The sequence below is a fragment of the Gordonia crocea genome (assembly GCF_009932435.1).
Taxonomy (GTDB): Bacteria; Actinomycetota; Actinomycetes; order Mycobacteriales; family Mycobacteriaceae; genus Gordonia; species Gordonia crocea.
The window spans coordinates 28,756-49,105 of record NZ_BJOU01000002.1; the positions used below are offsets into that span (position 1 = coordinate 28,756).

Annotated in this window: 15 protein-coding genes; 7 read left to right on the forward strand and 8 right to left on the reverse strand. The window is 67.3% G+C overall.

Translation table 11 applies throughout. The annotated features are described in order from the left end of the window. The first annotated feature begins 81 nt into the window (after positions 1–81). From nrdE to nbrcactino_RS11825, 3 genes are all read left to right on the forward strand, one after another. A complete protein-coding gene (gene nrdE, locus nbrcactino_RS11815; protein WP_186343379.1) occupies positions 82–2,274 on the forward strand; it encodes a class 1b ribonucleoside-diphosphate reductase subunit alpha in 2,193 nt (730 codons plus the stop codon). A gap of 217 nt (positions 2,275–2,491) precedes the next feature. Then, a complete protein-coding gene (locus nbrcactino_RS11820) occupies positions 2,492–3,103 on the forward strand; it encodes an NUMOD3 domain-containing DNA-binding protein (protein WP_228460841.1) in 612 nt (203 codons plus the stop codon). A gap of 152 nt (positions 3,104–3,255) precedes the next feature. Further along, a complete protein-coding gene (locus nbrcactino_RS11825) occupies positions 3,256–3,582 on the forward strand; it encodes a PIN domain-containing protein (RefSeq protein WP_161927765.1) in 327 nt (108 codons plus the stop codon). Positions 3,583–3,590: 8 nt separating this feature from the next. Here nbrcactino_RS11825 and nbrcactino_RS11830 read toward each other — a convergent pair whose 3' ends face one another. The 4 genes from nbrcactino_RS11830 to nbrcactino_RS11845 form a co-directional block, all read right to left on the reverse strand. After that, positions 3,591–4,499 (reverse strand): formylglycine-generating enzyme family protein, encoded by a 909-nt coding sequence (locus nbrcactino_RS11830; RefSeq protein ID WP_228460842.1) that lies wholly within the window; start codon positions 4,497–4,499, stop codon positions 3,591–3,593. After that, positions 4,492–5,436, reverse strand: a complete 945-nt coding sequence (locus tag nbrcactino_RS11835; RefSeq protein ID WP_228460843.1) for an HAD family hydrolase — start codon at positions 5,434–5,436, stop codon at positions 4,492–4,494. Before nbrcactino_RS11835 ends, nbrcactino_RS11830 begins: the two co-directional genes overlap by 8 nt. Before the next feature lie 4 nt (positions 5,437–5,440). Beyond that, complete coding sequence (locus nbrcactino_RS11840) at positions 5,441–6,988, reverse strand: arylsulfatase (RefSeq protein ID WP_161927766.1); 1,548 nt, start codon at positions 6,986–6,988, stop codon at positions 5,441–5,443. Between the two features lie 117 nt (positions 6,989–7,105). Further along, on the reverse strand, positions 7,106–9,529 hold the full coding sequence (locus tag nbrcactino_RS11845; protein WP_161927767.1) for a helix-turn-helix transcriptional regulator: 2,424 nt from the start codon (positions 9,527–9,529) through the stop codon (positions 7,106–7,108). A gap of 347 nt (positions 9,530–9,876) precedes the next feature. On the opposite strand from nbrcactino_RS11845, the gene nrdF reads away from it, so the two are divergent. Then, positions 9,877–10,878 carry a class 1b ribonucleoside-diphosphate reductase subunit beta gene (gene nrdF / locus nbrcactino_RS11850; RefSeq protein ID WP_161927768.1) on the forward strand — a complete coding sequence of 334 codons (1,002 nt, stop codon included), beginning with the start codon at positions 9,877–9,879 and terminating at the stop codon, positions 10,876–10,878. Continuing rightward, positions 10,878–12,248: a DUF2252 domain-containing protein gene (locus nbrcactino_RS11855; RefSeq protein WP_161927769.1), complete on the forward strand. Its 1,371-nt coding sequence runs from the start codon at positions 10,878–10,880 to the stop codon at positions 12,246–12,248. Before nrdF ends, nbrcactino_RS11855 begins: the two co-directional genes overlap by 1 nt. A 48-nt stretch (positions 12,249–12,296) precedes the next feature. On the opposite strand, the gene nbrcactino_RS11860 is transcribed toward nbrcactino_RS11855, so the two are convergent. From nbrcactino_RS11860 to nbrcactino_RS11870, 3 genes are read right to left on the reverse strand one after another with little or no spacing between them, the layout of a single operon-like run. Beyond that, a complete protein-coding gene (locus nbrcactino_RS11860) occupies positions 12,297–13,094 on the reverse strand; it encodes a hypothetical protein (protein WP_161927770.1) in 798 nt (265 codons plus the stop codon). Continuing rightward, entirely contained in the window at positions 13,094–16,048 is a 2,955-nt protein-coding gene (locus tag nbrcactino_RS11865) for a DEAD/DEAH box helicase (RefSeq protein WP_161928017.1), read from the reverse strand. The genes nbrcactino_RS11860 and nbrcactino_RS11865 overlap by 1 nt, the downstream gene beginning before the upstream one ends. A gap of 5 nt (positions 16,049–16,053) precedes the next feature. Beyond that, positions 16,054–16,923 carry an SMI1/KNR4 family protein gene (locus nbrcactino_RS11870; protein WP_161927771.1) on the reverse strand — a complete coding sequence of 290 codons (870 nt, stop codon included), beginning with the start codon at positions 16,921–16,923 and terminating at the stop codon, positions 16,054–16,056. 67 nt (positions 16,924–16,990) lie between these two features. Between nbrcactino_RS11870 and nbrcactino_RS11875 the strand changes: the two genes are divergently transcribed. Then, on the forward strand, positions 16,991–17,521 hold the full coding sequence (locus nbrcactino_RS11875) for a DinB family protein (RefSeq protein ID WP_161927772.1): 531 nt from the start codon (positions 16,991–16,993) through the stop codon (positions 17,519–17,521). On the opposite strand, the gene nbrcactino_RS11880 is transcribed toward nbrcactino_RS11875, so the two are convergent. Beyond that, a complete protein-coding gene (locus tag nbrcactino_RS11880) occupies positions 17,518–18,456 on the reverse strand; it encodes an ABC transporter substrate-binding protein (RefSeq protein ID WP_161928018.1) in 939 nt (312 codons plus the stop codon). The two genes, nbrcactino_RS11875 and nbrcactino_RS11880, sit on opposite strands and share 4 nt — an antisense overlap. 196 nt (positions 18,457–18,652) lie before the next feature. Between nbrcactino_RS11880 and ctaD the strand changes: the two genes are divergently transcribed. Further along, entirely contained in the window at positions 18,653–20,350 is a 1,698-nt protein-coding gene (ctaD, locus tag nbrcactino_RS11885; protein ID WP_161927773.1) for an aa3-type cytochrome oxidase subunit I, read from the forward strand.

Here is a 20,350-nt window from a genome sequence, read left to right on the forward strand (position 1 = left end):
CGCAGGAGCCCCGCACCCGGGGCCGCACCGTCTCCCCAACGCAAACCCACTTAGATCCAGATCTGCACAGGAGTGTCTATCGTGTCGTCGCCCACCACCACCTCTGACACCGCGTCGGCCAGCCAGTCGGGCGTCCACCCGAGCCCGTCCGGCCACGAACCGGGCGAGCTGGATTACCACGCGCTCAACGCGATGCTCAACCTGTACGACGCTGACGGCAAGATCCAGTTCGAGAAGGACCGGGAGGCGGCCAACCAGTACTTCCTGCAGCACGTCAATCAGAACACGGTCTTCTTCCACGACCTCGACGAGAAGCTGGACTACCTGGTCGAGGAGAACTACTACGAGCCCGAGGTGCTCGAGCGCTACGGCCGGGAGTTCGTCAAGGAGTTGTTCGGCTACGCGTACTCCAAGAAGTTCCGCTTCCCGACCTTCCTCGGGGCGTTCAAGTATTACACCAGCTACACGCTCAAGACCTTCGACGGGAAGCGCTACCTCGAGCGCTTCGAGGACCGCGTGTGCATGGTGGCACTGACCCTGGCCGACGGTGACGAGGTGCTGGCCCGCCAGCTCGTCGACGAGATCATCTCCGGCCGCTTCCAGCCGGCCACCCCGACTTTCCTCAACTCGGGCAAGAAGCAGCGCGGCGAGCCGGTGAGCTGCTTCCTGCTGCGCATCGAGGACAACATGGAGTCGATCGGCCGCTCGATCAACTCCGCATTGCAGCTGTCCAAGCGCGGCGGTGGCGTGGCGCTGCTGTTGAGCAACGTCCGCGAGCACGGCGCGCCGATCAAGAAGATCGAGAACCAGAGCAGCGGCGTCATCCCGATCATGAAGCTGCTGGAGGACTCCTTCTCCTACGCCAACCAGCTCGGTGCGCGCCAGGGCGCCGGCGCGGTGTACCTGCACGCGCACCACCCCGACATCTACCGCTTCCTCGACACCAAGCGCGAGAACGCCGACGAGAAGATCCGCATCAAGACGCTCTCGCTGGGCGTGGTGATCCCCGACATCACCTTCGAGCTGGCCAAGCGCAACGACGACATGTACCTGTTCAGCCCGTATGACGTCGAGCGGATTTACGGCGTTCCGTTCGCCGACATCAACGTCACCGAGCGCTACGACGAGATGGTGGGCGACAAGCGGATCCGCAAGACGAAGATCAAGGCCCGCGAGTTCTTCCAGACGCTGGCCGAGCTGCAGTTCGAGTCGGGCTACCCCTACATCATGTTCGAGGACACGGTGAACCGGGCGAACCCGGTCGACGGCAAGATCACCCACTCCAACCTGTGCTCGGAGATTCTGCAGGTGTCGACCCCGTCGACGTTCAACGACGACCTGTCCTATGCCGAGATCGGCAAGGACATCTCGTGCAACCTGGGGTCGCTGAACATCGCGAAGACGATGGATTCGCCCGACTTCGGGCAGTCGATCGAGGTGGCCATCCGTGGGTTGACCGCCGTCGCCGACCAAACGTCGATCGACTCGGTGCCGTCGATCAAGAAGGCCAACGACCGCGGCCACGCCATCGGCTTGGGGCAGATGAACCTGCACGGCTACCTTGCGCGCGAACGGGTCTTCTACGGTAGCGACGAGGGCATCGACTTCACGAACATCTACTTCTACACGGTGCTCTACCACGCGCTGCGCGCGTCGAACCGGATCGCGCGCGAGCGCGGCACCGCCTTCGAGGGCTTCGAGCGCAGCAAGTACGCCTCGGGCGAGTTCTTCGACAAATACACCGAGCAGGCGTGGGAGCCGGCGACGCAGAAGGTGCGCGACCTGTTCGGCCAGGCCGGTATCCACATCCCCAACCAGCAGGACTGGCGGGAGCTGAAGGAAGCCGTGCAGCGCGACGGCATCTACAACCAGAACCTGCAGGCGGTGCCGCCGACCGGCTCGATCAGCTACATCAACCACTCGACCAGTTCGATCCACCCGGTCGCGGCGAAGGTCGAGATCCGCAAGGAAGGCAAGATCGGCCGCGTCTACTACCCGGCGCCCTACATGACCAACGACAACCTGGAGTACTACCAGGACGCGTACGAGATCGGCTACGAGAAGATCATCGACACTTACGCGGCGGCGACCCAGCACGTCGACCAGGGTCTGAGCTTGACGCTGTTCTTCAAGGACACCGCCACCACGCGCGACGTCAACCGGGCGCAGATCTACGCGTGGCGCAAGGGGATCAAGACGCTGTACTACATCCGCCTGCGCCAGATGGCCCTTGAGGGGACGCAAGTGGAGGATTGTGTGAGCTGCACACTGTGACCTGCGGAAATGATTGACGGTGGCCCCGATCTTCGGATCGGGGCCACCGCCGTCCAGGTCGCCATCGATGCAGGAGAGTGCTGTCGGACCGGCAATGTAGAAAAGAGGTATGGCAGCAAGTCGGGAAGACAAAGGTGGAGTTGTCTACGGGATCAGACTCCGTGATTCATGTGACTACAGGTATGTCGGTCAGACATCGCTCTCGGCTCCTGTTCGGTTGAGAAAGCACTTCCAGGTTGCTGCTTCGGGACGGAAGACGCCGTTCTACGACTGGCTTCGGAAGCAAGACCGGAGCGATGTCATCGTGGATGTACTGGACTGCTGTGGGACACGCGACGATCTTGGTGAGACCGAGACTGCGTGGATCGCGTATTTGCGCTTCGAAGGTCAACCGCTTCTCAACCTGTCCGGTGGCGGACTTGGGCCGTCGGGAATCGAGTGGACTGCAGAGATGCGTGAGGCCGCCCGGGTCCGCTCGACTGGCCGGCCGGGTATTCACCGGTACGGTCCGGAAGCGCCCTTCTATGGACACTCGCACACACCCGAGCAACGGGCTAAGTGGGTCGATGAACGTAAGGGAACAAACTCGGGCGCGGCGAATCCGAACTTCGGAAAGTTTGGAGCTGAGCACCCTAGCTATGGGCATACCGTCTCCGACGAAACTCGCGCCAAGCTCTCCGAGCAGAAGCGCGGAGAGCGGAACCCGAATTATGGCAAGAAGGCGAGCGCCGAAACGCGTGCGAAGATGTCGGCCGTTCGTAAGGGCCGGCCGATGCCGTCGAGTCGCCGGAGCGCTCACACCCGCCATCACACGAACAAGGTGTGGTGAGCGAGAAGTGTCAATACTGCCAGCAGGTGGAGGGCTCGTCCTCCCGCATGCTCTAGGAATACCGCTAGCGGTATTCCCGCTAGAATTCTCCTATGAAGACCGCCTCCGCGCGGTCGTGAAACGGCGAATCCGCCCTGTGGGCATAGACCAGGATGTTGGTGTCGACGGCGTGCCTCTACGGGTTCTACTCCATCGTGACCAGCCCGAAGATCTATCGGCCGCCCAGCACGTCGGAGCAGGCGATGCAGCAGATCGACGCGTGGCTGGGTTCACCGTCGCTGCGATTGTTGTCCGAAGGTGCGCAGCACTGGGCCGTGGCGCGCGACGTGATTCACGCGGCCCGTGTGGCCGGGCCGATGGTCCACGACGCGCGGATCGCCGCCCTGTGCCTGGCGAACGGCGTGTCCGAACTGATCACGCTCGATCGTGACTTCTCCCGTTTCGGCGAACTGCCGACGGTCGGACTGTCTGAATTGTGACGTGTTGTCTAGGTGCGCTCGGTGCGGGCGCAGCGGAAGCCGACGTGGCTCATGCCGGTGTCAACCGTCTGCGGGCGCCGCGCAGCCGGTCGGTAGCGCATGCAGTAGTTGTCAGCGCAGAGGAATGACCCGCCCTTGAGGACTCGTCGTTCGAAGCCGGGGCGATCCGGGTCATGACTCGCGCTGACGCAGCAGGGCGTCGCGTCGCGGGTGGGTCCGTAAAGGTCGGCGGTCCATTCCCAGACGTTTCCGGCCATGTCGTACAACCCGTAGCCGTTGGGGGCGAAGCTGCCTACCGGCGAGGTCTGCCCGTATCCCCTGACCGGGAGATACGGGAACTCGCCGTGCCAGTAGTTCGCGAGCCGCTGTCCCTCCTGCTCCGGAGTGTCACCCCAGGTGAACCGGCTGTGTGGGAGACCGCCCCGGGCAGCGGTCTCCCATTGGGCCTCGGTGGGCAGCACAAGGCCGACCCAGTCCGCATACGCCGTCGCATCCTCGTAGGCGATATGCACCACGGGGTGTTCGTCGCGCCCGAGCAACCCGGAACGCGGGCCGCGCGGATGGTTCCAGCACGCGCCAGGTGTCCAGCGCCACCACTGGGTCATGTCGCGCAGATCCACCGGCCCGACCGTTCGGTGGAAGACCAGCGAACCCGGTTGCAGATTCTCCGGCGGGGCGCCGGGGAAGTCCGCCGGGTCGGGTGGGCGCTCGGCGACGGTGACATAACCAGTGTCGGCGACGAAAGCACGGTATTGCGCGTTGGTGACCTGGTGGCGCTGGATCGAGAAGCCGGCCATGTCGACGTCGTGCGCGGGTCCCTCTTCCGGTTCCCCGTCGTCCCCGAGGCGAACGGTCTGCGGCGGAATCCAGACGAGGTCGCCGACTGCTGCGTCGATGAGCGCCTCGCTATCAGTCACCGAACACCGTGCCCCAGTCGTCCTTCATGCTCGCAACCAACCAGCCGTCGGTCTTGGCTCGTCGCAGTGCGTTCTCCGCCCCCGTCGAGTAGGCGTTCTCGCGCTCGGCGTCGTCGTGGCCGACGAGCATCGCCAGCGACGGGAGGGAGCCGTTCGTGGTGTATTCGAGCATCGCTAGATCGCCGTCGGAGTTGCCCGCGGCAAAGATGGGCCGGCGCCCGATGTGCGACCAGATCTGGGCCGGCTTGGCAGGGCCGTCGTCGAAAACGTCGAGTCGCCCCGTGGTGACGACCCGGCCGTCGCGGTACTCCATTCCGAGAGAGCTGCCGATGACTCGTTCGGGCGGGATGCCGTACATCGATCCACTAACCATCCGCACGAAGTCCCGCCCGCCGCCGGAGACGATGTAGCACGTGAAATCGTGGGCCTCCAAGTAGCGCAGCAGCCCGACCATGGGGACATAGCCGCACGCGGTGTACGGGCGGCCGAGCGTCGGGTGACGAGTCGAAGCGAAGAACTCCGACGAGCGGCGTGCGAAGTCGTCGGTCGCCTCGGCCCGCGCGATCGACAGTGCGGCGGCGCCGAACTCCTTCAGGCGCGAGTCGTCACCCTGGTGATGCTGTTCCACAGCGCTGTCGAACCAATTCAGGTCACCGTCGACGGCGGCCTTGAACGGGGCCTGTTCCTCTAGGGACAGATCTGCCCGGGCCGCGGCTGCCATCGAGTGGATGATGAACGCGAGTTGGATGTAAGTGGGCTTCTCGGTCCACAGCGTGCCGTCGTTGTCGAAGACGGCGATCCGCTCGTTCGGCGGCACTTGCCCGGGCCCGGGGTCGCAGACCCGTCCCACAAAGTCGACGAGCGCAGCACGAGCGGGGGTGTCGCGCCAGCCGTTCGGCACCGAAGCGGTCGAGAACTCGCTGATCTCTGGTGGCAAGGCGTCAGTCCTTCGCGAGGAACGCGTTGAGCTGCTCGACAGCCTGGTCGATGCTGAAGCTGGCGGGCTTGTGGCGGGGCGGGAAATCCCGGAACGTGTTGAGAAATGCGGTTCCCATCGCCGTCATGTACATCACCAGGTAGGCATGGCGGATGAGCCACTCGTAGTAGGTGTTCGACGTGATGTCTGCGTACTCGAACGGGTCGGTGCGCAGGTTGAATATCTTCGGCAGCCGCAGCTGGGTGAACGGTTCCGCCCAGACCTGCATCGTGCCCTTGCAGCGCTGCTCCATGAACACCGCTTTCCAATTCTCGAACCGCATCGCGACGAGATCACCGTCGTCGGAGAAGTAGAAGAATCCCCGCCTCGGGCTCGTGTCGACCTCGCCGGTCAGGTAGGGGAGCAGATTGAGGCCGTCAATATGCACCTTGAAGGTCTTGTCGCCGACCTCCTTGCCCTTCTTGAGCTCATCCGGTGTCGTCGTGTCGCCGGCCGCCGCCAACAACGTGGGCAACCAGTCGTGGTGCTGGATGATCTCGTTGGACACCGCGCCGGCTTCGATATGACCGGGCCACCGGATCAGTTCGGGGACGCGGAATGCGCCCTCCCAGTTGGTATCCTTCTCACTGCGGAACGGTGTGGTTCCGCCATCCGGCCAACTGTTGCGGTGGGGGCCGTTGTCGGTGGAGTAGATGACGATGGTGTCGTCGGCGATGCCGAGTTCGTCGAGTACATCGAGGACCGTGCCGACGTTCTTGTCGTGCTCGATCATCGTGTCGTGGTACTCGGATTGCCAAATTCCGGCCTGACCGCGCTTGTCGTCCTCAACATGGGTGTACAGGTGCATGTGTGTGAAGTTGCACCAGACGAAGAACGGTTGGTTGGCGTCCTCGTCGTGTTTGCGCTTGATGTACTCGACGGTTCGGTCGGCGATGTCGTAGTCGATCACCTTCATCCGCTCCACGTTCAGTGGTCCGGTGTTGATGATGGACTGTTTGCCCACCGGGCCGAACTTCGGGTCGTCCGGCTCATCGGAGACATGGTCGAGCGCTTTGCAGTCGAGCACTCCGCGCGGTTTCGCGAGGTCGTACAACCTGGGGAACTGGTCCTTGTGCGGGTAGTCGAAACTCTCGGGTTCCTCCTCGGCGTTCAGGTGGTAGAGGTTTCCGTAAAACTCGTCGAAGCCGTGGACAGTCGGCAGGTACTTGTTCAGATCGCCGAAGTGGTTCTTGCCGAACTGCGCCGTGGCGTACCCGTGCGGTTTGAGGAGTTCGGCAATGGTGGGATCCTCGGCCGCCCAACCGATGTCGAACCCGGGTGCGCCCACCTTGCTCATCCCGGTGCGGAACACGCTCTGCCCGGAGATGAACGCCGCTCGTCCAGCCGTGCAGCTCTGCTCACCATAAGAGTCGGTGAACATCATTCCTTCTCTTGCCAGCCGGTCGATGTTCGGTGTTCGGTACCCCATCAGGCCGTTGCTGTAGCAGCTGAGGTTCGTGATTCCGATGTCGTCGCCCCAGATCACGAGAATGTTGGGCTTTCCCTTTGGCATCCGACTCTCCTTGTCTTGGACTTCCGCACCCCTTGGAGGGGGACGAACCTGTGTCCTGACGATTCCACTACCGAGGTGATCGGCACATCACCCGATATGGGCGATGTCTGGATCGGTTCAGAGCAATCCTTGGCGGCGCGCCTCGGCGAGGGCCTCCCGGCGGGTGGAAACGCCGAGCTTTCGGTAGATCTGACGGATATGCGTCTTCGCGGTGTTGACCGAGACGAATAGCCGCTCGGCGACGTCGCCGACCGTCTGGGGTTCGGCGAGGCAGAGGAGAACCTGCACCTCCTTCGGCGAGAGCCGCACACGGTTGGCGGTGTCCCGGAGTCGGGCGCGGAGCCATGAGGGCGGCGCAATGGTGGCCGAATGCTCGTCGAGGAGCGGAAGCGCTTTCTCGCGGAGAGACAGGAACGGTAGGTACGCGCCAGAGCGCTCGGCGGTGGCGAGTGCTTCGGCCAGCCAGGCCTGCGAGTTGTGAGAGTCGGTGATGGCGAGCAGGACGCCGGCCCACACAACGGTGGCCGGATGGTGGTGGGTGGTGCTGCCGTCTACCGCGCTGCGAAGCGCGGGGGTCCGATCCCCAGCGTGGCCCAGTTGTGCCTGCGTTACCACGGTCTCGGCGCAATCCCCGAGATTGAGTCGCACATGTCTGGCGAATGCGGCAGCGAGCCGCATTTCCCGACGGTCGACAAGTCGCTGCTGCGTTTCGGCGGCCGTCAGCGCCAAGACCGGCTTTGGGAGGGTTTCCTGGTCGCCGGTGGGGAACAGGTCCGATTCTGGATGGGACCGCGACGACTGCCCGTCGATCAGCGTGGACAGCAGTCGGATCGTTCGCTGCACATGGTTCGGTTGTCCGTCGATGGCGGTGCGCCAGACCGGATCGGGCGGAATTGGCTCCAGGCGGTAGTGCGCGGCGAGCTCGGCAAACATGTGTCCCAGGATGGTCAGGGACTCCGTCTCGCCCGGTGTGCGCGGGCCCGTTGTTCGCGGGGGCGGTGTGGCCGCGCGAAGATCGCCCGACAGTGTGGCCAGGGGAAGTCGGGCGAGGCCGACCGCCGCTGCGAGTGACTCGTCCGACGTTGCCGCTGCGATCAGCGCCGCATGCGACAACGCCTTGGCGGCGGTGGGATAGTCACCCAGTATCGTCGCCGCCAGTGCGGTGTGGATCTCGGCGTACTGGCGCATTCCGGACGGGTACACGTCGTTGTCGCGGTGGGCGAGGCGACTGAGGCTGGCCTGCTGTGTGTCGACGGGTGGGGTTGTCGGCACGACACCGGGGGCGGTCGTCGCCGCAACCAACGCGACCACCGCGTCGCAGAGGGGCTGCAGCTGCGGGGTGTAGGTGAGGTAGTCAACCGAGTCGCGCAGGAGCAACGTGCCAGCGGCAAGCGTGTCAGCCACTGCCACAACGAGTTTCACTGCGTCGGGTGTGTCGGCCTCCAGTCGGATGTCGGCGAGTTCATCGATGAGTAGTTGTGGCGAGTCCACGAGGGTGAGGCGTACGTTCTCATCGCCGAGTACGGCAGTCAGGGTTGCCGCGTCGGCACTGGCGACGGCGGCGGCGACGGCGTCTGCGTACCGGTGATGGGCGAGGTGGGAACGCGCAGCGAGAGCTGCCCTTCGAGTCGTCGGTTGCGGCCCGACCGCCGGGTGCTCGGCGAAGAATCGCAGAGCCATTGGGAGGAACCGGAATCGGAGGCGATCGTCTCTTCGGGAGACGGACAAGAACGCCTCCTCGGCGGCAACGTGGAGTAGGGCCGCGGGCGCATTCGTTTCCCCGGTGAGTTCGACGAGGAGTTCGTCGGAGACCTCGCCCGGGACCGCGCCGCCCGCCAGGATCTGCTGTACCCGGTCCGAGCGGCCGCCGAGGATGCGGGCGTGGAGGTAATCGGTGAGGAGGCTGCCGGGGACGATCGCTCCCGCCGATGCGGTTGAATCGCCCAACCACAGGGCGACGGCTGCCGCCCACCCATGGGTGTGGCGCAACAGGCGCCGCGTTGTTTCATCGTCGAGTGTCCGGCCGTACCTGTGTCCGAGGGCGTTGACCTGTGGTGCCGTGAAGGCGAGGTGTTCCCCGTTGATGTTCACCACCCGGCAGTCCTGGCGCGCCCGAGTCAGCAATCCCGGTGGTTCGAACCTTCCGACGACGGCGAACCGCGTGCTCGCCGGAGCCCACCGGATAAGCTCCGCCAGCCGGTCGGTGACCTGCCTGTCGGTGATGAGGTGGGCGTCATCGATGACGATGAGGAAGTCGTCGCCGTGCCGGGACAGCGGGTCAGGCGGCCGTAGGTCCTGCATCTGGGCACTGTCGGTCCGTGCGGTGAGAACCGACTGGCGGAGTTGGTCGAGCACGGTGTGTTGGTCGGTAACCGTCAACCAGCACGAACCGGTGGCGCTCGCGGCATATTCGGCCGCAAGGACCGACTTGCCGGTGCCGGCTCCGCCGAGGATCGCGGTTACCGTTGCGGGTGCGTCGGGGAGACTCGGTTCGGAGGCCGCGCGGAAGAGTTCCGGACGGGGGAGGTGGTGATGCGGCATCCGGGGTGGTCGGGTCTGGGCAAGGCGGGACGGGGCACCCAGACGAGTGTCTTCACCCTCGTTGGCGGCTGGTCTGTCCATTGTTGAGGCTCTGTGTGCTCGGGCGGCGCGTCGTTCGCTGAATGGAAAGCGTAGCCCTTGCCCGTGGGTGCTGCGCGACCGATCGATGCATCCAGGTCAGGGCGGTGATCGCTGGTGGCGTGCCGAAGACACGCCGGTCCCGACACGCCGGAAACTCGCAAGACACACCATCTTGTGGTGCCCTTCGGTGTCGGTCCCAACCGGTAGTGTTGGACGCATTCCCTGACTGGGAGTTAAGTACCTTCTCTGCGAGTAACCGAGGTGTCATGTCTGCGACCGCCCACAGCCCTGCCGAAGGCGCACCGATCAAGCTGGTCAGCCGGGTCAGTGCGATCAACTGGAACCGTGTTCCCGACGAGAAGGACGCCGAGGTCTGGGACCGCCTGACCGGCAACTTCTGGCTGCCGGAGAAGGTGCCCGTGTCCAACGACATCCCGTCGTGGGGCACGCTCACCGAATACGAGAAGCAGCTGACCATGCGGGTGTTCACCGGCCTGACGCTGCTCGACACGATCCAGGGCACCGTCGGCGCCGTCTCGCTGATCCCGGATGCGACGACCCCGCACGAGGAAGCGGTTCTCACCAACATCGCCTTCATGGAGTCAGTGCACGCCAAGAGCTACAGCTCGATCTTCTCCACCCTGTGCTCCACCAAGGAGATCGACGAGGCGTTCCGCTGGTCGGAGGAGAACGAGAACCTCCAGCGCAAGGCGAACATCGTCATGGACTACTACCGCGGCGACGACCCGCTCAAGCGCAAGGTCGCCTCGACGCTGCTGGAGTCCTTCCTGTTCTACTCGGGCTTCTACCTGCCGATGTACTGGAGCAGCCGCGCCAAGCTGACGAACACCGCCGACCTGATCCGCCTGATCATCCGCGACGAGGCGGTGCACGGTTACTACATCGGCTACAAGTACCAGCGCGGGTTGGAGACCCAGACCCCCGAGCGGCGCCAGGAGCTCAAGGACTACACCTTCGAGCTGCTCTTCGAGCTCTATGACAACGAGTCGGACTACACCGAAACCCTCTACGACGAGGTCGGGCTCACCGAGGACGTCAAGAAGTTCCTGCGTTACAACGCCAACAAGGCGTTGATGAACCTCGGCTACGAGGCGATGTTCCCGCGCGACGAGACCGACGTGAACCCGGCGATCCTGTCTGCCCTGTCGCCCAACGCCGACGAGAACCACGACTTCTTCTCCGGCTCGGGCAGCAGCTACGTCATCGGCAAGGCGGTCAACACTGAGGACGAGGACTGGGACTTCTGATGCACGCCGCCGCGGCGCCGGTTCCCCCACGGCCCGGCACGGTCGACGGCAAGGCGCAGCGCAAGGTCGCACCGCGCCGCGGACAGGGCGTGTGGGATCCGGATCGCCGCGACCAGGATCCCCTCGTGACCATCTTGGCCCAGGAGGACATCAGGGATCCGGGCCTGCTGGCACTGCGACACGGCCGGATGGGGGCCTCGCCGTGGAACTACTACCGCGGTGCCGCGGCGGTGATGGCGGCCGACCTGGCGTCGCATCCCGACAGCGGGATCCGGGTCCAGCTGTGCGGTGACGCCCACGTGCTCAACTTCGGGTTGTGGAACACTCCCGAGCGCCGGCTGGCCTTCGACCTGCGGGACTTCGACGAGACACTGCCCGGCCCGTTCGAGTGGGATCTCAAACGCTTCCTCACCAGCCTGGTGGTGTTGTCGCGGGAGAGTGGTCTGCGGGACAAGGCGACGCGCAAAGCGGTGGCCGCGGGCTTCCGCGGGTATCGGGAGTGGATCGCCCGGTACGCGACCTGGCCGGAGATCGACATCTGGACCGACATCGCCGAGTTCGACCGCCTCGTCCAATACGCGGTGCCGGCTGACGACCAAGAGCGCACTGGACGCATCTTGGAGAAGCGGGCGGCGAAGCGGACCAGTCGTGGCGCCTTGGACAAGCTCACCGTCGTCGCCGACGGGCGCCGCCAGATCGTCGAGAAGCATCCCTACCGGGTACACGTGGGCGACGGCTACGCCTCTCAGCTGAACTCGGTCCTCGAGCAGTACCTCGCCACGGTTCGCGACGACCTCAAGGTCCTGCTGGGCAGCTTCGACGTGGTCGACGCCGTGCAGCAGGTGGTCGGCGTCGGCAGTGTCGGCATGCGGGTCTTCCTGATCCTCGCCGAGGAGCGCCGCACCGGGGATCCGCTGTTCCTCCAGGTCAAGCAGGCCGGCCCGTCGGTGTACGAGCCGTGGTTGGGCGCCAGCACCTACGCGCGCCACGGCGAGCGCGTGGTCCACGGCCAGCGGCTCATCCAGAGCGCCGGCGACTCGTTTCTGGGGTGGGTCTCCGCGTCCGGCGGCGACCAGCGGCACGACTACTACGTCCGCCAGTTCCGCGACGGCAAGGTGGTACCCACCGGGGCGGAGATCGCCCCCCAGCTCGCCCGCTACGCGGGGGTCTGCGGTCACGTGCTGGCCCGCGCCCACGCGCGCGGCGGTGATGTCGCGGCGATCAACGACTACCTGGGCAAGTCTGATCGCGTCGAGGAGGCGTTCACCGCCTTTGCCTTCGCCTACGACGACCAGAACGCGCGTGACCAAGTTCAGTTGGCGAAGGCCATTGAAGACGGCCGAGTGGTCGCAGAACCCGGTTGGCCCTGACCCCCCCCGGTTGGGACCTGACCCCATCGGTCGGGCGGGCGCACCGGGTCAGCCGCGGCCGGTGATCTGCTCGTAACGGGCGGCGAGTTCGTCGGCGGCCTCGGCGACGTCGAGGGCGGCGATCCCGGTGGCACGCAGCGCGCGGCGCAACAGTGGGGCGTCGAACTCGGTGAGGGCGTGGAAGTCGGCCAGCGTCGGCGGCGGGGGATACACGGCGCGGTCGCCGTGGAAGTCGCCGCCGACCGGCGCGTCCTCCGCGATGCCTGTGCCGGTCGGCCGGTGTGGGTCTGCCGCCGGTGCGGGTGCGCTCGGTACACCCGAGTCTACGGCGTTGGCGAGCTCCACCAATTCGGCCAGCGGCGCGCCCATGACGGTGAGCAGCACCGCCGGTTCGAGGTCGATCATGGCGGCGACTTCGAAGGCGGTCGCCAGTACGTGGATGCACAACTCGTCGAGGGGACAGGTGCATGCCGCGGTGACGTCGGCCGACTCGGTCGGCGCGACGAGGTCCAGTAGCCCGCGCGGTGCGCCGCCGCGCAGCGCTTCGGTGAGATCGGCTTGGTGTCCGGTCTGGTGGAGCAACCCCACCACGGTGGTCGCGTCGACCATCCGCAGCTCGATGGTGACCGCAAACGGGTCGAGCTGGCTGCCGGTGACCGACGAGGTGATCCGCCCGGCCTCGACGGACAGGTTGTGGACGTGGCGGTCGCGGAAGTAGCTGCGCGCCTTGGTGATCCGTCGTGAATCGGCGGTGGCGAAGCCGCGCAGGAAGGCGCCGCCCCACGGTGTGACCCCGTAGGAGCGGGCCGGCGCGGCGCGGCGCCGGCCACCCGAGGCGCGGGCCATCACTGGCTCACCGCCTCGTCGCGCAGGGCGAGGAGGTCGAGGACCTCCGCATCGCCGAGGTCGCTGATCCAACTCTCCCCGGTCTGCACGGTCAGCGCCGACAGTTCGCGCTTGGCGGCGATCATCTCGTCGATGCGTTCCTCGAGGGTGCCCACGCAGACGAATTTGCGAACCTGGACGTGACGGTCCTGCCCGATTCGATAGGCGCGGTCGGTGGCCTGGTCCTCGACCGCTGGATTCCACCAGCGGTCGGCGTGCACCACCTGGTTGGCGGCGGTCAGGTTCAGCCCGGTTCCCCCGGCCTTCAACGTGGCCACCAGTACCGGCGGCCCATCGTCGCCCTGGAACCGCTCCACCAGGCGGTCCCGTTCGGTGCGGGGCAGGCCGCCGTGCAGCACCGGGATCTCCGCACCGAGGTGGTCGGCGAGCAGCGGGGCGAGCAGGTGGGCGAACTCGGCGAACTGGGAGAACACCAGCATGCGGTCGCCCTCGTCGACCGCCGTGGTGGCCAGGTCGGTGATCAACTCGACCTTGCCCGACCGGTGCGCCCCCCTGGCCATCATCGGCGAACCGTCGGCCAGGTAGTGCGCGGGATGGTTGCAGACCTGCTTGAGCCGGGTGAGCGCCGCCAGGACGGTGCGCCGGCGCAGGGCGCGCTGGCGGGCGTCGGCCAGCGCGGCCATCACCTCGTCGACGATCGCCCGGTACAGCGCCGCCTGCTCGACGGTGAGGTTGGCGCGGACGACCAACTCGGTCTTGGCGGGCAGGCCGTCGACGATGTCGGGGTCGGTTTTGGCCCGGCGCAGCAGGAATGGTCGGGTCAGCGACCGCAGGCGCCGGGCGGTGGCGGCGTCGCGGTCGCGCTCGATGGGCTCGGCGAACCGCGCCTTGAACACCGACGGCGAACCCAGCAGTCCGGGGTTGACCAGGTCGACGACGGCCCGCAGGTCTTCCAACCGGTTCTCCACCGGGGTGCCGGTGAGCGCCAGACGGTGATCGGCGTCGATCACGCGCAGCGCCTTCGCCGCCGACGTGGCCACGTTCTTCACGTGTTGGGCCTCGTCGACCACCAGCCGCCCCCACCGGCGGTCGGCGAACCGGGCGGTGGCGAGCAGGTCGCGGTCGCGGGTGGCGATGGCAAAGGTGGTCAGCACGACCGCCGAACCGGCGGCGGCGGTGTGGAACTGCTTGCCGCGCAGCCGGTTCGGGCCGTGGTGGACGGTGACGCGCAGATGCGGGGCGAAGCGGGCGAGTTCGTTCGCCCAGTTGCCGACCAGCGACATCGGGCACACGATGAGCGTCGGCGCCGGGTCCGCGGTCTGCCGCTCGTGGCACAACAGCGCGATGACCTGGATGGTCTTGCCCAGACCCATGTCGTCGGCAAGGACCCCGCCGATGCGCTGCTGCGACAGGTGGGCCAGCCAATCCAATCCGCGGCGCTGGTACGGGCGCAGGGTGGCGACCAAGGAGGGGGGTGGCGGCACCGGCGGCGGGACCGGGGTCCGCCCGGCGGCCAGGTCGTCGAGCCAGCCCAACCCCGGGGCGCCGGTCACCGGCACCGGTGTGCGACTGTCGGCGATGCCGGTGATGAGCGCCAACAGATCGGCGGTCGTCGTGGGTGCGGCGGCGGGTTGGCGCTGCTCGGCGATGAACCGCGCCGCGCGGCTCAACGCGGCATTCTCGGCGAGGACCCACTGCCCGCGCACGCGGACCAAGTCGCCCTGTTGCCGAGCGAGGGCGTCGAGGTCGGCCTGGGACAGTTGCGCGGCGCCGGGCGCATCGCCCAGGGCCAACCGCCACTCGAAGTCGGCGAGGTCGTCGATCCCGACGATCGCCGCCCGACCGGTGTTGGTGGCCACCGGCAGCGCCTGGGCGTGCAGCACCGGGCGCACGGTGGCGATACTGCGGGGGAGCAGCACGGTGAAGCCCTCCTCGCGCAGCACCCCCGCACCGTCGGTGAGGAACTCCTCGGCCGCGGCGGTGGACAACAGGAAGTCCAGTGACTGCGGGTCGGCGTCGGCGTCGCGCAGCGCCGGGCACGCGGCGATGGCCGTGGCCAGCGCCGAGGTGATCTCGTCGAGGTCGGTGGCGGTGAGCCGTTGCGGCGCCACGGCGACGATTGCGCCGGCGTCGTCGCGGCGGCAGACCTGCAATCGCCAGATCGGCGGTGGCGGCGGGTCGCGCCGATCGTCGGGATCGTCGTCGGGCAAATGGAGCCGGAAGAGGACCGGCGGCTCGCCGGGGGCGGCGCTGGCCGACCACTGGGACCAGGCGGTGCCGGCGACGGGGCCCCGGTCGCCGGGCAGCGGCAGCGGGTCGTCGACCAGATCGGCCAGCAGCGCCGGTCCCACGGCGGGGTCGCCGGGAGTGCGCAGCCGCAGCCGGCACAGCGTGTCGGCCATCTCGGCGGCGAAATCCGCGGCGCCACTGTCCCGGCCGCCGTGGTGGGGGTCGTTGGCGGCGAGGGACTCGGGGGTGCGGTCGGTCATCGACGCCATCCACCGCCGCCACGCCGGGGTGGCGACGAGGGTCCAGCGCAGGTGGTACTCGCCGTCGGCGACCGCCACCCCCGGCGCCACGGAACCGGCGCTGCACGCCGCTCCGACGCCGAGGAGCAGGGCGCGGTAGAAGCGCAGTTCGCCGCCGACCTGTGCGGCGGACTCCTCGTCGATGGCCGACAGCAGCGAGGCCGTCGTCGTACGGCCGACGACGACGCAGGGCCGCGAGACCCGCCTGCCGTCGGCGCCGGTCACCGGCAACCGCCGGCGGAAGGCACGGCCGACGAGGAACTCGGCGAGGCGGGGTGGCACCTCGTCGGCGGCCAGTGGTGGGGGTGCGTCATCGTCGCCGGGTGCGTCGGTGTCGCGCCAGAGGGCAAGGCCCAGGCCGGGCCGCCACATCGCCCGCAGCGGGGGGAGATCGGTCAGCGGTCCGGGTACGAGGCGGTCGGGCATGGTGCTCAGCGGTTCGCCCCCGGCGCCGGCCACCCGTCGAGCCGCCACACGTGGTCCTCGAGGACCACCGGTGGCCGGACCGTGGCCAACCCGTCGTCGGCATCGCCGACGAGAACCTGGAAGACCCCGTTCTCCCAGGCCGGAAAGTCGACGGTGAAAGTGGTCGGTCGGGTGTCGGACCCCCAGAGCCGGGCGCGCAGCTCCGCCAGCGCCTCGTCGGGCGCCACCGCGTCGATCTCGGCGCGCCACCGGGCGGAGACGCAGTGGCGGATGGTGGCGAGGGTTCCCGACGCCAAGGCGGCGTCCACCGAGCCGAGCTGATCCCACGCCTCCGAGTAGGGATGGCCGATCCCGTCGGAGATCCACCGCTGCGCATCGTCGACGAGTGTGGGCAACGCATTGTCGAAGGGGCCGAGGAGCCACGGTTCGTACCGGCACTGGGCGATCTCGCCGGTCACCGCCGGGCCCGCGGCGACGGCGAAGTTGGCGACGAGGCTGGCGCAGAGACTGCCGTTCACGTGGCCGATCAGCACGTGCCGCTGTCCCGGCGGTGCCGGGTGAAACACCGGTGGTACTTGTTCGTCACCGCGCATCTCGAAGGCGCCCGGCAGATCGGAGAAGTATTCGAGGCGCAAGAACCGATCCCAGTCGAGCCAGCGGGCCGACACCCCGAGTTCGTCGACCGGATACAGGTCCGCCTCCCCGAGGCGTTCGAGTCCGTTGCACCGCAGGAGGAAGGAGCGGTAGGCGTCGTCGAAGCGCACCCCGAGCCGGTCCTGTGCGTCGTCGATCGCCGCGGGGGAGGCCGGTCGGCCCGGCGTCGCACCGGCGCGAATCGCACGCTCAACCAGGTCGTGCAGCTGGGTCTCGTCCACGGCGCGAGCGTACCCGCGCGGTCCGACGCCGTCCCGCCGCGAGCGCACCGCTGGTTAGGGTGGTCGAGTGGCCACAGACACCAAAGACTGGAGCGTGTTCGCCGAACGCCGGTGCGACGAATGCGGATTCGACGCATCGGCGGTGGACCGCGCCCAGATCGCACCCACCCTGCTCGACGCGGCATCGGATTGGGCCCGGGTCCTGCGCGGCCGGCCGGCCGACGAGTTGCGCACCCGGCCATCGGCGCAGGTGTGGTCGCCGTTGGAGTACGGCGCGCACGTGCGCGACGTCCTGCGGTTGTTCACCGATCGGGTCGCGGCGATCCTGACCGCGCCGGACCCGGAATTCGCCGGGTGGGACCAGGAAGCGGCGGCGATCGCGGCGCGCTACAACGAGCAGGACCCCGCGATCGTGGCCGAAGAGGTCGCCGCGGACGGTGAGCGGGTCGCGCGGATCGTCGACGGGATCGACGACGACGGCTGGTCGCGCACCGGATCACGCGACGGCCGGGAGTTCACCGCCGAGTATCTGCTGCGGTACCTGCTGCATGACGTCGTGCACCACCGCCACGACATCGGCGGACCAGTGGCGGGCTAGTACTGCGAGGAGTTGCCGTCGAGGGATTTCTTCAGGTCGGCCAGCACCAGCCGGGCCGCGGCCAGGCCCGACGTCCGGTACCAGACCGCGTCGTCGACTCCGAGGACGCGCTTCCACGTCGGGGCGCCCATGTCGAGCCACCGGTCGCTGAGCAGCACCGACTTGCCGTGCTCGAGCCCGTCGGGTTCGAAACTGACGTAGATGAGGTCGCCGTCGGCCGCGGTGAAGTTCTCGTCGGTGATCGGGGTGGGCCCGGCGGAGCGCTGGCGTTCCGGCCGCTGCACCCCGACGATCCCGAGGATCTGCCCGGCGAAGCTCTCGGTGCCGGCGATGGTCTCCGAACCCGGGCCGAACCGCACCAGCGACACCTGCGAGTGGGCCGCGTCCATCCGCTTGCCGAGCGCCTGCGCGTCCGTGCGGAACTGCGTCAACAGCCGGTCGGCGGTCATCGGCCGGCCGAGCGCGGCGGCGACGGCCCGGAAGACGTCTTCCCATCCGCCGGGTTCGATCGTCGCCGAGCGGACACCGCCGAAGGCGGCGGCCGAGCGCGAGGTCGACGGGGTGGTCAACACGAGGTCGGCGTCGGCTTTGGCCACGGCGTCGGCAGCCGGGGCGGCGCCGACGGCGGGAACCTGGGCCAGTTGCGGGCCCAGATAGGCGGGAACCGCGCCGGGGGCCGCGGTGACCGCGACGATCTTGGGGCCCAGGCCGAGGGCGCACACCGCGTCGAGCAGTCCCGGATCGGTGACCACGATGCGCCGCGCGTCCACGCGGCGGGTGTCGGCGGCGGTGGGTGCCGCACAGGTCTTGGCATAGTCGCGGTCGGGATTGACCAGGTTGACCTCGGCGATGCGGGTCGTCGAGGTGGAGATGGGGTTTCCCTGCGGATCGCGGAGCACGCCGTCGTCGCTTCCGCAGGCGGACAGGACTGCCATCCCCGTCACCGCGGCCAGCAGGGCCGCGCCGGTGTGGCGAACGATTCGATGCACCCCCAAACGCTAACACCGAGGGACCTTCTACCCGCCCCGACGTCGCTCTACCCGGTCAATTACGACACTTCGTAGGACCCGGGTCCTCTCGGGGTGGGATAGGCGTTAGGATTGGTCCGAATGCCCGCCTGTAGGAGGAACTGTGACCGCGGTTGACCAGCCCACCACGCAAGTGGCACCAGTGCGCCCGTACCCCGAGCGGTACCAGCCCAAGGGCTCGTTCTTGCTCAAGTTGCTGACGACGACCGATCACAAGCTGATCGGCATGATGTACATCGTCGCCTGCTTCGTCTTCTTCCTCATCGGCGGCCTGATGGCCCTGCTGATGCGTGGCGAGTTGACCCACCCGGGTCTGCAGTTCCTCTCCAACGAGCAGTTCAACCAGCTGTTCACCATGCACGGCACCGTCATGCTGCTGATGTATGCGACCCCGATCGTCATCGGCTTCGCCAACTTCGTGCTGCCGCTGCAGATCGGCGCCCCCGACGTGGCCTTCCCGCGGTTGAACGCCTTCGGCTTCTGGCTGTTCGTCCTGGGGTCGACGGTCGCACTGTCGGGCTTCTTGACCCCGGGCGGTGCCGCCGACTTCGGCTGGACCGCCTACGTGCCGCTGACCAACGACATCCACGCGCCGGGCGTCGGCGCCGACCTGTGGATCATGGGTCTGGGCGTCAGCGGTCTGGGCACCATCCTCGGTGCGGTCAACATGGTCACCACCGTGGTGTGTCTGCGCGCGCCCGGCATGACGATGTTCCGGATGCCGATCTTCACCTGGAACATCACGGTGACCAGCATCCTGATCCTGCTCATCTTCCCGCTGCTGACCGCCGCCCTCCTCGGCGTCGAGGTCGACCGCGCCTTCGGTGCCCACCTCTTCGACCCCGCCAACGGCGGCGTGATCCTGTGGCAACACCTCTTCTGGTTCTTCGGCCATCCCGAGGTGTACGTCATCGCCCTACCGTTCTTCGGCATCGTCTCCGAGGTGTTCCCGGTGTTCGCCCGCAAGCCGATCTTCGGCTACACCGGCCTGGTGTACGCGACCCTGTCGATCGCCGCACTGTCGGTGGCCGTCTGGGCGCACCACATGTTCGTCACCGGCGCGGTGCTGCTGCCGTTCTTCTCCTTCATGACCTTCCTCATCGCGGTCCCGACCGGGTTGAAGTTCTTCAACTGGATCGGAACCATGTGGAAGGGGAAGATGACGTTCGAGACACCGATGCTGTTCGCCATCGGCTTCATCGTCACCTTCTTGTTCGGTGGTCTCACCGGCGTGCTGCTGGCCAGCCCGCCCATCGACTTCCACGTCTCCGACACCTACTTCGTCGTGGCGCACTTCCACTACGTGCTGTTCGGCACGATCGTGTTCGCCACCTATTCGGGCATCTACTTCTGGTTCCCGAAGATGACCGGGCGGATGCTCGACGAGGGGCTGGGCAAGCTCCACTTCTGGCTCACGTTCATCGGCTTCCACCTGACCTTCCTGGTCCAGCACTGGCTGGGCAACCAGGGTATGCCGCGCCGCTACGCCGACTACCTCCCGTCGGACGGCTTCACGACGTTGAACATGGTCTCGACCGCCGGTGCCCTCGTCTTGGGCCTGTCGACGCTGCCGTTCCTGTGGAACGTCTTCCGCAGCTACCGCTACGGCGAGGTCGTGACCGTGGACGATCCGTGGGGCTTCGGCAACTCGCTGGAGTGGGCCACCTCGTGCCCGCCGCCGCGCCACAACTTCACCGAGTTGCCCCGCATCCGGTCGGAGCGCCCGGCGTTCGAGCTGCACTACCCGCACATGATCGAACGCATGCGAGTCGAGGCCCACGCCGGGTCCGGCCGTCACTGA